This window comes from Flagellimonas sp. B-3 (genome assembly GCF_056857835.1).
This window is the reverse complement of record NZ_JBSXNW010000021.1, coordinates 1-14,084: the sequence shown is the minus strand read 5'-3', so window position 1 is coordinate 14,084 and position 14,084 is coordinate 1. Positions and strand designations below refer to the sequence as shown.

At 41.5% G+C, this 14,084-nt stretch carries 13 protein-coding genes and 1 rRNA gene; 7 read left to right on the top strand and 7 right to left on the bottom strand.

The features are described 5' to 3' along the window. The first annotated feature begins 106 nt into the window (after positions 1–106). The 5 genes from tgt (at position 107) to AC13CS_RS09785 (ending at position 6,390) form a co-directional block, all read left to right on the top strand. Positions 107–1,237: a tRNA guanosine(34) transglycosylase Tgt gene (gene tgt / locus AC13CS_RS09805; protein WP_293169452.1), complete on the top strand. Its 1,131-nt coding sequence runs from the start codon at positions 107–109 to the stop codon at positions 1,235–1,237. Then, the gene (locus AC13CS_RS09800; protein WP_293169450.1) at positions 1,237–2,319 is read left to right on the top strand and encodes an LptF/LptG family permease; all 1,083 of its coding nucleotides are present in this window, start codon (positions 1,237–1,239) and stop codon (positions 2,317–2,319) included. The genes tgt and AC13CS_RS09800 overlap by 1 nt, the downstream gene beginning before the upstream one ends. A gap of 114 nt (positions 2,320–2,433) precedes the next feature. Next, on the top strand, positions 2,434–3,387 hold the full coding sequence (locus AC13CS_RS09795) for an acetyl-CoA carboxylase carboxyltransferase subunit alpha (RefSeq protein WP_293169448.1): 954 nt from the start codon (positions 2,434–2,436) through the stop codon (positions 3,385–3,387). A gap of 167 nt (positions 3,388–3,554) precedes the next feature. Next, entirely contained in the window at positions 3,555–5,099 is a 1,545-nt protein-coding gene (gene dnaB, locus AC13CS_RS09790) for a replicative DNA helicase (protein ID WP_293169446.1), read from the top strand. 13 nt (positions 5,100–5,112) lie between these two features. Next, positions 5,113–6,390: an asparagine synthetase B gene (locus AC13CS_RS09785; RefSeq protein ID WP_163627907.1), complete on the top strand. Its 1,278-nt coding sequence runs from the start codon at positions 5,113–5,115 to the stop codon at positions 6,388–6,390. Here AC13CS_RS09785 and AC13CS_RS09780 read toward each other — a convergent pair. From AC13CS_RS09780 to AC13CS_RS09770, 3 genes are all read right to left on the bottom strand, one after another. Beyond that, positions 6,387–7,286 (bottom strand): hypothetical protein, encoded by a 900-nt coding sequence (locus tag AC13CS_RS09780; protein ID WP_293169444.1) that lies wholly within the window; start codon positions 7,284–7,286, stop codon positions 6,387–6,389. The two genes, AC13CS_RS09785 and AC13CS_RS09780, sit on opposite strands and share 4 nt — an antisense overlap. 123 nt (positions 7,287–7,409) lie before the next feature. After that, the gene (locus tag AC13CS_RS09775) at positions 7,410–8,297 is read right to left on the bottom strand and encodes a dienelactone hydrolase family protein (RefSeq protein ID WP_293169442.1); all 888 of its coding nucleotides are present in this window, start codon (positions 8,295–8,297) and stop codon (positions 7,410–7,412) included. 87 nt (positions 8,298–8,384) lie between these two features. Further along, entirely contained in the window at positions 8,385–9,176 is a 792-nt protein-coding gene (locus tag AC13CS_RS09770) for an HAD family hydrolase (RefSeq protein ID WP_293169440.1), read from the bottom strand. 99 nt (positions 9,177–9,275) lie between these two features. Here AC13CS_RS09770 and AC13CS_RS09765 point away from each other — a divergent pair, with 99 nt between their 5' ends. After that, positions 9,276–9,698: a secondary thiamine-phosphate synthase enzyme YjbQ gene (locus AC13CS_RS09765; RefSeq protein WP_163627911.1), complete on the top strand. Its 423-nt coding sequence runs from the start codon at positions 9,276–9,278 to the stop codon at positions 9,696–9,698. Positions 9,699–9,811: 113 nt separating this feature from the next. Here AC13CS_RS09765 and rplT read toward each other — a convergent pair whose 3' ends face one another. The 4 genes from rplT to thrS all read right to left on the bottom strand — a co-directional run bounded on the left by rplT (position 9,812) and on the right by thrS (position 13,023). After that, positions 9,812–10,156 carry a 50S ribosomal protein L20 gene (gene rplT / locus AC13CS_RS09760; protein ID WP_014033571.1) on the bottom strand — a complete coding sequence of 115 codons (345 nt, stop codon included), beginning with the start codon at positions 10,154–10,156 and terminating at the stop codon, positions 9,812–9,814. A gap of 92 nt (positions 10,157–10,248) precedes the next feature. After that, entirely contained in the window at positions 10,249–10,446 is a 198-nt protein-coding gene (gene rpmI / locus AC13CS_RS09755) for a 50S ribosomal protein L35 (protein ID WP_014033572.1), read from the bottom strand. 48 nt (positions 10,447–10,494) lie between these two features. After that, positions 10,495–11,046 (bottom strand): translation initiation factor IF-3, encoded by a 552-nt coding sequence (gene infC / locus AC13CS_RS09750; RefSeq protein ID WP_198519716.1) that lies wholly within the window; start codon positions 11,044–11,046, stop codon positions 10,495–10,497. A 36-nt stretch (positions 11,047–11,082) separates the two neighbouring features. Next, a complete protein-coding gene (gene thrS, locus AC13CS_RS09745; protein WP_293169436.1) occupies positions 11,083–13,023 on the bottom strand; it encodes a threonine--tRNA ligase in 1,941 nt (646 codons plus the stop codon). 711 nt (positions 13,024–13,734) lie between these two features. Between thrS and AC13CS_RS09740 the strand changes: the two genes are divergently transcribed. Next, a 16S ribosomal RNA gene (locus AC13CS_RS09740) occupies positions 13,735–14,084 on the top strand; the annotation flags it as partial.

Genomic DNA, 14,084 nt, shown 5'->3' with positions numbered 1-14,084 from the left:
AGTGTTGATTATACATTTGTTAAATGACTTGTGCTCAGAAACTTTATTTTTTTGTTAAGGAACAACGAAACAGAGTTAGTTATATTTGCGGTTCTAAAACGAACAATTGGATTTTACCTTACTACAAAAGGACGGCAAAAGCAAGGCCAGGGCAGGGGAGCTGACTACCGACCATGGAAATATACAAACCCCTATTTTTATGCCCGTAGGCACAGTTGCCTCGGTAAAAGGGGTGCATCAACGGGAATTAAAAGATGAAATAAATCCTGATATTATTTTAGGGAACACCTATCATCTTTTCTTAAGACCGGGTACTGGAATACTGGAAGAAGCCGGTGGACTTCATAAATTTATGAATTGGGACCGTCCTATTTTGACGGATAGCGGGGGTTATCAAGTGTATTCGCTTTCAGATAATAGAAAAATTAAAGAAGAGGGCGTTAAGTTTAAGTCCCATATTGATGGATCTCGTCATTTTTTCACTCCGGAGAACGTAATGGAAATACAACGCACCATAGGTGCGGACATTATTATGGCTTTTGATGAGTGCACGCCCTATCCCTGCGATTACCAATATGCCAAACGCTCCATGCACATGACGCATAGGTGGTTGGACAGGTGCATCGACCATTTGGAAAAGCTTCCGTTTAAATATGGTTATTCCCAAAGTTTTTTTCCTATTGTTCAAGGGTCTACCTATAAAGATTTAAGAAAACAATCGGCGGAATATATTGCCTCCGTAGAGGCAGAAGGTAATGCCATTGGCGGACTTTCGGTAGGTGAACCTGCCGAGGAAATGTACGAAATGGCCGAATTGGTCTGCGATATTCTTCCGGAAGATAAGCCGAGATATCTTATGGGGGTAGGTACACCCATCAATATTTTGGAAAATATTGCGTTGGGAGTAGATATGTTCGATTGTGTGATGCCCACTCGCAATGCCCGAAATGGCATGTTGTTTACGGCCCACGGAACCATCAACATCAAAAATAAAAAATGGGAGAACGATTTTTCGCCTATTGATGAAATGGGTATCACTTTTGTGGATACCGAATATTCCAAGGCCTATTTAAGGCATTTGTTCGCAGCCAATGAATATTTGGGCAAGCAAATTGCCACCATTCACAACCTTGGTTTTTATTTATGGTTGGTACGTACGGCAAGAGAACGTATTTTAGCCGGAGATTTTTTGGAATGGAAGACCAAAATGGTCAACCAAATGGATAAAAGACTGTAATGTTTACCATACTCGATAGATACATACTTAAACGCTACCTGATTACTTTTATGGGGATGCTTTTGCTGTTTGTGCCTATTGGGATTATGGCCAACCTAGCGGAAAAAATCGGTAAGATCATAGACAATGAAGCTCCATTGGCAGAAGTGATTGTTTTCTACGGCAACTTTACCTTGGTAATCGGGAATTTATTGCTGCCCATTTTTCTTTTTTTATCGATTATATTTTTTACGTCCAAACTGGCCAGTAACACGGAAATTGTAGCGATTTTGAGTTCAGGTGTCTCTTTTTGGCGGTTTTTGCGCCCCTATTTTGTGGGGGCTACCTTGGTGGCCATCCTTATTTTTATGATGGGGATGTTCATAGTGCCCCATGCCAGTATTGGTTTTAACGAGTTTGAGTACAAATACTTTAAAAAAGGAAAACAGACCAGGGTAACGGAAAATATCTTCAACCAATTGAACGAGCAGGATTATATCTATGTGAGCAGTTTTGATCCCAACCGTAAAATAGGTTATAATTTTACCTACGAGCATTTTGATTCCATCGGAAAGTTGGACTACAAAATTTCCGCAAGTAATATAAGATGGGTGGAAGACGACAGTATTTACCGTTTGACCAATTATGAAAAACGTACGGTGAGGAACGAAACCGAGTACATCAACGCAAAACGTAGGTTGGATACGGTTTTCTCCTTTCAAATAGATGATCTTACCCCGGTTTCCTATGTGGCCGAGACCAAAAACCTTTTTGAGCTTAACGACTTTATCGAAGATCAACGCAGAAAAGGCGCGTCCAACATCAATGCATACGTATTGGTAAAATATAAACGATGGGCGCTTCCCATTGCGGCATTCATTCTTACAGTAATAGCTGTTGCCGTTTCCTCGGTAAAACGCCGTGGTGGCATGGGGCTAAATTTGGCCTTTGGTATCGGTGTGGCCTTTGTGTACATCTTCTTTGACAAGGTTTTTGGAACATTGGCAGAGCAATCCGGTTTTTCACCCTTGCTGGCAGTGGTGATTCCCAACCTTATTTTTGGTGTTTTTGCCGTTTATATGCTAATGAAAGCCAAGAGATAATTCAGTAATGTTAGCGTATGTTATTGAAGTTAAAAGACTTGTATGTTTCATGGGAGTATGCCATAATGTTATATATTTGTCCCCATTGTTTTTCGTGAAAATAAAAGACTTCCCATGGAATATCTAGAATTTGAACTCCCCATCAAAGAACTTGAAGAACAGCTTCAAAAATGTATGGTGATTGGGGAAGAAAGTGATGTAGACGTTACAGAAACGTGTGCCCAAATCGAAAAAAAACTCGCGCAGACCCGAAAGGATATCTATAAAAACCTTACCGCTTGGCAAAAAGTACAGTTGTCAAGACACCCCAGTCGGCCTTACACTATGGATTACATCAACGCCATTTGTGGAGACACCTTTTTGGAGCTCCATGGCGACAGAAATGTAAAGGATGACAAGGCCATGGTGGGCGGATTGGGAAAAATTGGTGACCAAAGCTATATGTTCATTGGCCAACAAAAAGGATATAATACCAAGACCCGACAGTACCGTAATTTTGGTATGGCCAATCCAGAAGGGTACCGAAAAGCGCTAAGATTGATGAAGTCTGCCGAAAAATTCAAGATTCCCGTGGTATGCTTTGTGGATACCCCGGGTGCTTATCCAGGTATTGAAGCAGAGGAAAGAGGTCAAGGAGAGGCCATTGCCCGTAATATTTTGGAAATGACCCGCCTTAAAGTCCCAATCATCGTAATTATTATTGGAGAAGGAGCCTCGGGGGGTGCTTTGGGCATTGGAGTGGGAGATAAGGTATTGATGTTGGAAAACACATGGTACTCCGTAATATCCCCGGAATCTTGCTCATCCATCCTATGGAGGAGTTGGGAATATAAGGAACAGGCCGCCGAAGCCTTAAAATTGACCGCAACCGATATGAAAAAGCAAGGTTTGGTCGATGAAATCGTAAAAGAACCTCTTGGAGGAGCACATACCGACAGAAAAAAAACATTTGAAACGGTCGCAGACAAAATTTCTTCCCATTTTGAAGAACTCAAAAAGTTATCACCAAAAGAATTGGTGAAAACCCGCATGGAAAAATATGCGGATATGGGTGTTTTCAGCGAATAATTCTTGTTTTTCAGGGGCTCCCCTTTTTCATTAGGATATATCCCCGAATTTTTTTATGTTATTAACAGGTATTAGAAGTTATCAACATTTAAATTGTTAAGTACCTGTGGAAATCGTATTCGTCTAAATTAAAGTTAACTAAAGGTTAATTAGCTACTTTCGCATTCATGGAAAAACCTAGCCCCATTGTAGGACATCGTGTGGAGAAATCTGCCCTTATCAATCTTGAGAGAGGTAAAATACCTCCACAAGCAGTTGATTTAGAGGAGGTTGTGCTTGGAGCCATGATGATCGACAAGAAAGGCGTGGATGAAGTGATCGATATTCTTCATCCCGATGTATTCTACAAGGACTCCCACAAATATATCTACGAGGCCGTCTTTAAATTGTTCGAATCTTCCGAACCAGTGGATTTATTAACTGTTTCGGCGCAACTAAAGAAGGATGGGAAGCTAGAAGCCGTTGGAGGTGATTTTTATTTGATAAAACTGACCCAAAAAGTAGCCTCATCCGCACATATTGAGTTCCACGCCAGGATTATCCTTCAAAAATATATACAAAGAAGCCTGATCAAAATATCAAACGATATTATTGAGGAGGCTTACAGCGATGCAACCGACGTTTTTGACCTTTTGGACAATGCGGAGGCAAAATTGTACGAGGTTACCCAAGGAAATTTAAAGCGATCCGCCGAAACTGCCCAGAATTTGGTGATACAGGCCAAAAAGAGAATCGAGGAAATTTCTAACAAAGAGGGACTTAGTGGAATTCCGTCCGGTTTTGATAAACTGGACAGGCTTACCTCGGGTTGGCAACCCAGTGATTTGATCATTGTTGCTGCAAGGCCTGGTATGGGTAAAACAGCTTTAACGCTGTCCATGGCTCGTAATATTGCGGTGAACTCGGAAATTCCGGTGGCATTCTTCTCTTTGGAGATGTCATCCGTACAGTTGATTACCCGTTTGATTTCTTCTGAAACAGGACTGTCTTCCGAAAAACTAAGGACCGGTAAATTGGAAAAACACGAGTGGGAGCAATTGAACGTGAAGGTAAAGACTTTGGAAAAAGCACCTTTATTTATTGATGATACCCCTTCGTTGTCCATTTTTGACCTTCGTGCCAAGGCAAGGCGATTGGCTTCGCAACATAATATTAGGCTCATCATCATCGATTACTTGCAGTTGATGACCGCTGGAGGAAGTCAAAAAGGAGGAAACCGTGAACAGGAAATCTCTACCATTTCACGTAACCTAAAGGCATTGGCCAAAGAACTTGATGTTCCAGTGATTGCACTTTCGCAGTTATCCAGGGCCGTGGAAACACGTGGTGGAAGCAAACGCCCCATACTTTCGGATTTGAGGGAATCGGGAGCGATTGAACAGGATGCGGATATCGTTTCCTTTATTTATAGGCCCGAATATTATAAAATTGACGAGTGGGACGATGAAGAGCGTACTCCCACACAAGGTCAAGCAGAGTTTATTGTAGCCAAGCACCGTAACGGAGGTTTGGAAAATATTAGGTTAAAATTTGTGGGCGCTCTGGGTAAATTTGATAACTTGGATGACTTTGATTCCCCATTCGAATTCCAATCGAAGATGAATGCGGACGAAGAAAACCCCTTTGCAACACCAAACCTTCCAAGTACGGACGATGCTTTTGGTAGCGCAATGAACAGTGACGATGACCCGGATAATGATGTACCTTTCTAAAATAATACAGTGGATGTCATTTCGAGCGAATGCGAGAAATCTCATTATTGTATGCTTCTTTCTTTTTTTCTTAAAAACTTCTGCCTCCGTAATCCTAATCCCAATGGATGCCGAAGGACAAAAAAATCATTTAAAAGCATACGGAATCACCTATTGGGTACTTGCCAAACAGCAAAAAGTACAATGGTTGCTCAATTATCGTGGCGGCTCTTTTATGTTACCCGATGGAGACGCCATACGCAAGGAATGCCAAATCCGTGGCGTTTCTTTTGAAGTACTTTCCGATGGGCAGGCAGCACAAATTTTGGATGACATTAGCAGCCCATCCCAAAACCAAGATGCCGTTATTCTGGAAAAAGCACCGAAAATTGCCGTGTATTCCCCAAAGGGGAACCAACCATGGGACGATGCCGTTACCATGGTGCTCACCTATGCCGAAATACCTTACACCACTATTTATGATACTGAAGTATTAGGAGATAAATTGGCACTATATGATTGGTTGCACCTGCACCACGAAGATTTTACAGGTCAGTATGGACGCTTTTACGGGCATTACCGAGCTGCTCCATGGTATATTGAAGACAAGGCCAAAGCTGAAGAGCTGGCGCAAAGCTTGGGGTATTCCAAGGTGTCGGATGAGAAATTGGCCGTGGCCTTAAAAATTCGAAATTATGTGATTGGTGGAGGCTTTATGTTCGCCATGTGTTCGGCCACCGATAGTTTTGATATTGCTCTGGCAGCAGAGGAAGTGGATATCTGCGAGCCGATGTTCGATGGTGACCCTTCGGATGCGAATTATCAATCTAAACTTGATTTTAGCAATACGTTTGCGTTTACCAATTTTACGTTGGAACGAAATCCTATCCGATATGAGTTCTCTTCGATAGACATGACCAACAAACGGGCCAATGTTCCAAGGGAATCCGATTACTTTTCATTAATGGAATTTTCGGCAAAATGGGATCCTGTGCCCACGATGTTGACCCAAAACCATACCAGTTTGGTCAAAGGTTTTATGGGGCAGACCACCGCTTATACCCGAAATCAGGTGAAACCTACGGTTATGGTATTGGGTGAGAACAAAATCAATGGAGAAGCCCGATATATTCATGGAATAAAAGGAAAAGGATTTTTTACTTTTTATGGAGGCCATGATCCTGAAGATTACCAGCATAGGGTAGGGGATCCAAAAACAGAATTGGAGTTACATCCAACATCGCCGGGATATCGATTGATTCTGAACAATGTTCTCTTTCCCGCTGCCAGAAAGAAAAAGCAAAAGACTTAATCTTTTTTCACCTGAATCAACGCTTTGGATTCGACCAAGTCACCATGTTCCCATTCCCAACCCATTAAGCAGTTGGTACCGTTTAAATAAGATAAAGCAGCCAATCCGTATGGAAAATTGTCTCCGTTTTCAAGGTACGTATTCCAGCTTTTTAGATAATGACAGGTCAAGTATATGTCCCTAGTGTCCCGAAAGCCTCGCTTTTGTTCCATAAAGCAGCTAAGGTGTGTTTTTAAACCGGTGTCTTCCACCCAATTGTCCAGCCATTCTTTAGCGGGTTCGTAAAGCGTGCCGTTGTTGGTAAAAGCATACCTCAAAGCGTTCCTTGGATAATAATCGGTTTCTGAATCGGGGATTTCAAAGAGTTGGCAAAGTGCTGTGAAAACATCATTTTTATTACTGATTCTTGTAATGATTCTAAAATTGGAGCTATCACTTTTTCCGGCAATTTGAACGGCATTTTCCAAGTCTATAATGAGTTCCTTCTTGTTTCTGATGTAATGTCCATGTTTTAGGAGCAAACTTTTTTCGTCTTTTGACAGCGTACAATATTTGCTGTCCAGTTTCACTATGGCCCAATGTCCTTTTATCTTGGAATTATAATAAAACCCCATCGGTTTTTTTTCTGAATTGATGAGCGAGGCCTTAAGAGATAGGTCAGTATCAGTTAAATAAGGTTCATAAACATAGGGGATGTAATCATGGTCTGGGGCAAAACCGGAAATAGGTTTTCCGATAAGACCCTGAAAGGCCCATGCTAGTTTGAGTTCTCGAAAACCCCAGTATAGCGGATAATTTTGTGACTTGAGAAAAGTGTTCCATTCCTGCTTTGTCCTTCTACGTTCAATAAAACGGTACGGATTATGGATATGCGTTTTGATTTCGCCCTTATTCATTAGAGATGATGTTGATTAAGTTTAAGGGCTATGCAAAGGCAATTTATAAAAATATGCTGTATTTTGATTGTCGTTTAATTATTTTAATACCCAGGAGCAACCATGCATATAAGGCAACGGTTTCTAGCTCAGCTTTTCCTTAAAAAAAGCTACGGTTCTTTCCCATGCCAGATCGGCTGATGCTTTATCAAAACGTGGAGTGGTATTGTTGTGGAACCCGTGGTTTACATCGGGGTAAAAATAAACCTCATAGTCTTTGTCGAGTTCCTTTAATTTAGCCTCATAATCTTCCCAACCAGCGTTTACCCTTTCATCCAATCCCGCATAATGAATCAATAGCGGCGCATTGATTTGGGCTACGTCATCATCTTTGGGTTGGCCGCCATAAAAAGGGACTGCCGCGGCCAAATCAGAAACTTTTACGGCCATCATATTGGAAATCCATCCACCAAAACAAAACCCAACAACCCCCACTTTGCCATTACAATCCTCATGGTTTTTGAGATATTCGTAGGCTGCGATAAAATCTTCCAACATTTCGTTACGGTCCCGTTGGCGTTGGAGTGCTCTGCCTTCGTCATCATTGCCTGGATACCCGCCAAGTGGCGTAAGGGCATCCGGGGCCAAGGAAATAAAACCTGCCTTGGCAGCTCTTCGTCCCACATCTTCAATATAGGGGTTTAGACCTCGGTTTTCATGAACTACGACAATACCGCCCATTTTGCCTTTGCTCTCCTTGGGTTTGGATAACAATCCTTTAATTTCGCCACCTCCTTTGGGCGAATTGTAGGTGATAAACTTGGAATCCAAATCGGGGTCGTTGGGCGATACGGTGAGTGTGTCCTTGTAATTGGGCATTACAAAACTCATCAACGAAGCCATGGTAATTCCGCCAACCGCATAAACGGAAAGTTTTTCCATAAACTCCCTGCGGTCCAACTGGTTGTGTGCGTATTTATCGTATAGGTCAAAGACCTCTTGCTTAATATCTTCTTTTTTTAAAGGTGCCATGGCGTTACTTTTGTTGTTTGCCCATTAAGGTACAAATTTTGAAAAAGCAAATCACTCAGAATAAGATAAATAGATTGGGTAGTGTGACTAAAGCAACTTCTCCAAAATCCGTTCCACACCAAAATCGTCGTTGCTGTGAGTAGTATATTTGGCGGTTTTTAAAACATTGGGGTGTGCATTGGCCATGGCAAAGCTATAGTCGGATAGCTCCAACATTTCCAAGTCGTTGTTGTAATCACCAAATACCATAATTTCGTGGGATGCAATTTGAAAATCGTCCATCACCTTTTTTAGGGCATATCCCTTATGGGCATTCAAATCGGAGACATCTACCCAATTGGCACCAGAAACCTTAACCTTCAAATCCCCCTCCAAGTGCTTTACATTGGGGTAAATGTGCTTTTCAGAGTTTTCAAAATGGTAAATGGCTATTTTCAGCACCTCTTGATCAACCTCTTTTTGGTCTTCAATAATTTCGAACTCCGAATAGTACTCGCGGAGCATTTCCAAGAATTCGTTTGAATCACCGCCCACAAAAGCATTGTTTTGACAACACAGCACAGGGTGTACATTTTCTAACGGACGCACGGCGTCAAGAATACGGTCTATTTCCGACTTGTTGATTGGAGTGGTGAGCAGGGTTTCTTCCTGTTTTTTTATCAAGGCGCCATTTTCTGCAATAACGAGGATTTCATTTTTGATGGACCCCAATTTGTCTACCATGCTGTGATATTGTCTTCCACTTGCGGCAACAAAGGCAATGTTTTTCTTTTTGAGTTCTTCGTAGATTTCAAAAAATCGGGGGCTTACTTCGTGGTTGGAGTTCAACAAAGTTCCGTCCATATCGGAAACAACCATTTTTATTTGTGATAAGTCCATTTCAACTAATTAAGCTGCAAAGTTATTTGTTATTCATGGAACTGAACCCCGGTTTTGGTAAACTTTATATTAATTTCGTTGGGAAAGGTTTGTTTGTCTATGAATTTTTATCAGAAAGAAATACAGTTACGCCCATACTCCAGAGGATTTCATTTGATTACGGACACGATAATTGATGCTGTTCCCAAACTTCGAAATATAAACACGGGGTTTTTACAGGTGTTCATTAAGCATACCTCGGCCAGCTTGACGATCAATGAAAATGCCGACCCAACGGTACGAACTGATTTTGAGAGCCACATTAATAAAATGGTTCCAGAGAATGCACCGTATTATGTGCACAATTATGAAGGCCCCGATGATATGCCTGCCCATATCAAAGCTTCCTTGATGGGAGCCTCTGTGCAGATTCCAATAACACAAGGTAGGTTGAACATGGGAATTTGGCAAGGAATTTATCTATGCGAGCATCGAGACCATGCATCGGGGAGGAAGTTGATCATTACTGCATTTGGGCAATAATCATTCGAGACAATTTGAGTAATTCGTGTCAAGCTGTTTTAAACCTTTTGTAAAATAAAAGATCCCGCACAAGGCGGGATCTAAATAAGCGGGGTAAGTTTATATTAACTTTTTTACTTTACTTTTTCAACGATTGCTTTGAAAGCATCTGGGTGGTTCATGGCCAAATCCGCTAGAACCTTTCTGTTAAGTTCAATTCCATTGGCTTTAACCTTACCCATAAATTGAGAGTAAGACATTCCGTGCATTCTAGCCCCGGCATTAATACGGGTAATCCATAGGGAACGGAAAGTACGCTTTTTGTTTCTTCTATCGCGGTAAGCATAAAGCATTGCTTTTTCTACCGCATTTTTGGCTACTGTCCAAACGTTTTTACGTCTTCCAAAGTAACCTTTGGCTTGCTTCATCACTTTTTTTCTTCTAGCTCGTGAAGCAACTGAATTTACTGATCTTGGCATAATGTGTCATTTTTTTGTAGCAGGCGTCTCAATTATTGAGAACTTTTTTGGGCCCGACTCCATGGTTAATAAATAATGTACCGGTTGAACAATTATTTTAAACGTAATTGTTCTTTGATGTTGTCCTCGTCCGCTTTGTGAACCAAAGTGGAATGGGTCAACTTCAGCTTGCGCTTTTTGGATTTTTTAGTCAAAATGTGACTCTTAAAAGCGTGCTTTCTCTTGATTTTACCAGTTCCTGTAAGCTTAAAACGCTTCTTGGCACTGGATTTTGTTTTCATCTTAGGCATTTTCCTAGTATTTAACTCCGCTTATTATACCGAACCAGGGTTCAGTTTTTATTTTTTGTTTGTCTTGGGTGCGATGAACATGGTCATACGCTTGCCTTCCAATTTAGGCATTTGCTCTACCTTTCCAAGCTCTTCGAGTTCTTGGGCGAGTCGGAGCAATAATATTTCGCCTTGGTCTTTGTAAACGATCGATCGTCCTTTAAAGAACACATAGGCTTTTAGTTTGGCACCATCTTTCAAGAATTTTTCTGCATGTCTTTTCTTGAACTCGTAATCATGGTCATCCGTTTGTGGTCCAAACCTAATTTCCTTTACTACAACTTTACTTGCTTTGGCCTTCATGGCCTTATCACGTTTCTTCTGTTCGTAAAGGAATTTTTTATAATCCATTACCTTACAAACAGGAGGTTCTGCGTTTGGCGAAATCTCTACCAAATCCAATTCCTGTTCGTTGGCTATTTCCCTTGCTTTGGAAATGGGGTAAACACCCATTTCAACATTGTCCCCGACAAGACGAACTTCTCGGGCCTTTATTTTTTCATTGATGTTGTGAGGGTTTTTGTTTTCCCTCCTAGGTTGGGGTCTAAATCTTCTTCTAATTGCTATGACGTAAACTTTTTAATTAAACTTAATTTTTTAGAACGACTTTAAGGTACTATTTATTTCAGTAGTTACCAAGTCTGAAAAAGCATCTACGCTTAAACTTCCTAAATCTTCACCGCCATGTCTCCTTACAGAAAGGCTGGCAGACGCTTCTTCCTGTTCCCCAACAATAATCATGAAAGGGATTTTTTTGAGTTCTGCCTCACGGATTTTTTTCCCTACCGTCTCGTTCCTGTTATCAATGAGCGCGCGAATTTCGTGATTTTCTAACGAATTTAAAACTTTTTCCGCATATTTTTCGTGTTTCTCACTGACGGGCAGAACGATAGCTTGCGTTGGGATCAACCATAACGGGAAGTTTCCACCGGTATGCTCCAGTAGCAGGGCCACAAACCGTTCCATGCTTCCAAACGGTGCGCGGTGAATCATCACGGGCCTGTGCAATTCGTTATCGCTTCCTTTATAGGTAAGATCAAAACGTTTAGGAAGATTATAGTCAACTTGAATAGTTCCTAACTGCCAGTTTCTGCCGAGCGCATCTTTGATCATAAAGTCCAACTTTGGACCGTAAAAGGCAGCTTCACCACTTTCAACCACATAATTCAGGCCTTTTTCCTCCGCCGCGTTAATGATGGCCTGTTCCGCTTTTTCCCAATCATCGGTGTTGCCGATATATTTGTCGGGGTTTTCCAAGTCCCTGACGGATACTTGTGCGGTAAAATCCTCAAAACCTAACGAATTCAATACATATAAGGTAAGGTCGATCACATTTTTGAATTCATCGTTTAGCTGCTCGGTCGTACAAAAAATGTGGGCATCATCTTGGGTAAACCCTCTCACTCTGGTAAGACCGTGCAATTCACCACTTTGCTCATACCTATATACGGTACCGAACTCGGCGTATCTTTTTGGTAAATCTTTATAACTGAAAGGTTGGCTGTTGTATATTTCGCAATGGTGCGGACAGTTCATCGGTTTCAACAAGAACTCTTCATCCTCTTTTGGGGTGTGAATGGGTTGAAAGCTATCCTCTCCATATTTTGCATAGTGGCCGGAAGTTACGTAAAGTTCCTTTTGACCAATATGTGGTGTAACCACCATTTCATAACCCGCCTTCTTCTGGGCCTTCTTTAAAAATTGTTCCAAACGCTCACGTAGTGCGGCGCCGTTGGGCAACCATAAAGGAAGTCCTTGACCTACTTTCTGTGAAAAAGTAAAGAGCTCAAGTTCCTTACCTAGTTTTCTATGGTCTCTTTTCTTGGCCTCCTCCAAAAGTTGAAGGTATTCCGTAAGCTCCTTTTGTTTTGGGAAAGAGATGCCATAAACACGAGTCAGCTGGGTGTTTTTTTCGTCACCTCTCCAGTAAGCACCTGCAACACTTAATAGTTTAATGGCTTTTATGATGCCTGTATTGGGAATATGTCCTCCGCGGCACAGATCGGTAAAGGTGCTGTGGTCGCAAAAAGTTATGGTCCCATCATCAAGATTCTCAATGAGCTCTACCTTATATTCGTTCCCTTGTTCTTTATAATAGGAAAGGGCATCCGCTTTGGAAACACTTCTCATGGTATAGTCGTGCTTCCCTCGGGCTATTTCCAATGCCTTTTTCTCGATTTTCGGAAAATCCTTTTCGGAAATCGTTTCATCGCCAAAATCCACATCATAATAGAATCCATTCTCTATAGCGGGACCAATGGTTAACTTTATGCCTGGGTAAAGTTCCTCCAATGCTTGGGCCACAACGTGGGAGGTGGAGTGCCAAAATGCTTTTTTGCCTTCATCATCGTTCCAAGTATAAAGAGTCAATCTGCCATCTTCGGTCAATGGTGTGGTGGTTTCAACCGTGGTATCATTAAATTTTGCAGAAATAACGTTTCTCGCAAGCCCTTCGCTAATACTTTGGGCAATGGAAAAAGGAGTAGTTCCCTTTTCAACTTCTTTTACAGCACCATCAGGCAGTGTGATCTTTATCATGTTGTTTAAACTTCTATTTTTTATAATCGAGAGGACAAAGATAATACCTTGTATAGATGCTACAAGGCTTACTTTTGTATATATATTAATTTTCTGCAATAATAAATGAGGGTTCAATTGGTTTTTAGACTGAAGAATAGAAAAAGGGAAGGTGCTTTTGTACTTTTTAAAAAAGTTGTATTTTTATGTGTTTCGCTTTCAGTGAGTTGAAAGTGAATTTACAGAGAAGTCAAAAAAAGCTCTTGTTTGTTTTAGGAATGATGTTACATTTGCAGCCCGAAAACAGCAAAGCGCTAGCTTTTCGATGAGTTCATAAGCTTATTGATATATTGTTTTGATGAGTCGACAAGATTGAAAAAAACACAAAAAAAGCATTGTGTAATCCAAAAAAGCGTTTTACATTTGCAGCCCGAAAAACACTAAGGTGTTCCACGGGAAGTTCATGTAAAAAGATTGTTTTTGAGGTTGAGAAAATGTTTTGAAACTTTTTTTTCAAAAAAGCTTGCCGGTTAAGAAAACAGTTGTAAATTTGCAGCCGCTTTGCCAACGAGGTAAAGGGTTAAGACTGAGAAAATTGATTTTAAGAAGATTGACTCGGTTTTTTGAAAAAGAAGTTCATATACATATTGTAACGACAGCGTAGAATTAAGAATGAACCATTTTGATGCAGGGACTCGGATTTCCGGGTGTCGGACAGACATTCAAGGAAATACAATGAAGAGTTTGATCCTGGCTCAGGATGAACGCTAGCGGCAGGCCTAACACATGCAAGTCGAGGGGCATCACGGAAAAGCTTGCTTTTCTGGTGGCGACCGGCGCACGGGTGCGGAACGCGTATGGAACCTGCCCCTGTCAGGGGAATAGCCCAGGGAAACTTGGATTAATGCCCCATGGTACCGTTATATCGCATGATATTTCGGTTAAAGATTTATCGGACAGGGATGGCCATGCGTACCATTAGTTAGTTGGTGGGGTAACGGCCCACCAAGGCAGCGATGGTTAGGGGCCCTGAGAGGGGGATCCCCCACACTGGTACTGAGACACGGACCAGACTCCTACGG

Coding starts and splice junctions, on each gene's coding strand:
- AC13CS_RS09795 (WP_293169448.1), top strand. CDS start 2,434: ATGGAATATCTAGAATTTGAACTCCCCATCAAAGAACTTGAAGAACAG.
- AC13CS_RS09770 (WP_293169440.1), bottom strand. CDS start 9,176: ATGGACTTATCACAAATAAAAATGGTTGTTTCCGATATGGACGGAACT.
- AC13CS_RS09765 (WP_163627911.1), top strand. CDS start 9,276: ATGAATTTTTATCAGAAAGAAATACAGTTACGCCCATACTCCAGAGGA.
- AC13CS_RS09800 (WP_293169450.1), top strand. CDS start 1,237: ATGTTTACCATACTCGATAGATACATACTTAAACGCTACCTGATTACT.
- AC13CS_RS09785 (WP_163627907.1), top strand. CDS start 5,113: ATGTCATTTCGAGCGAATGCGAGAAATCTCATTATTGTATGCTTCTTT.
- thrS (WP_293169436.1), bottom strand. CDS start 13,023: ATGATAAAGATCACACTGCCTGATGGTGCTGTAAAAGAAGTTGAAAAG.
- AC13CS_RS09775 (WP_293169442.1), bottom strand. CDS start 8,297: ATGGCACCTTTAAAAAAAGAAGATATTAAGCAAGAGGTCTTTGACCTA.
- rplT (WP_014033571.1), bottom strand. CDS start 10,156: ATGCCAAGATCAGTAAATTCAGTTGCTTCACGAGCTAGAAGAAAAAAA.
- rpmI (WP_014033572.1), bottom strand. CDS start 10,446: ATGCCTAAGATGAAAACAAAATCCAGTGCCAAGAAGCGTTTTAAGCTT.
- AC13CS_RS09780 (WP_293169444.1), bottom strand. CDS start 7,286: ATGAATAAGGGCGAAATCAAAACGCATATCCATAATCCGTACCGTTTT.
- dnaB (WP_293169446.1), top strand. CDS start 3,555: ATGGAAAAACCTAGCCCCATTGTAGGACATCGTGTGGAGAAATCTGCC.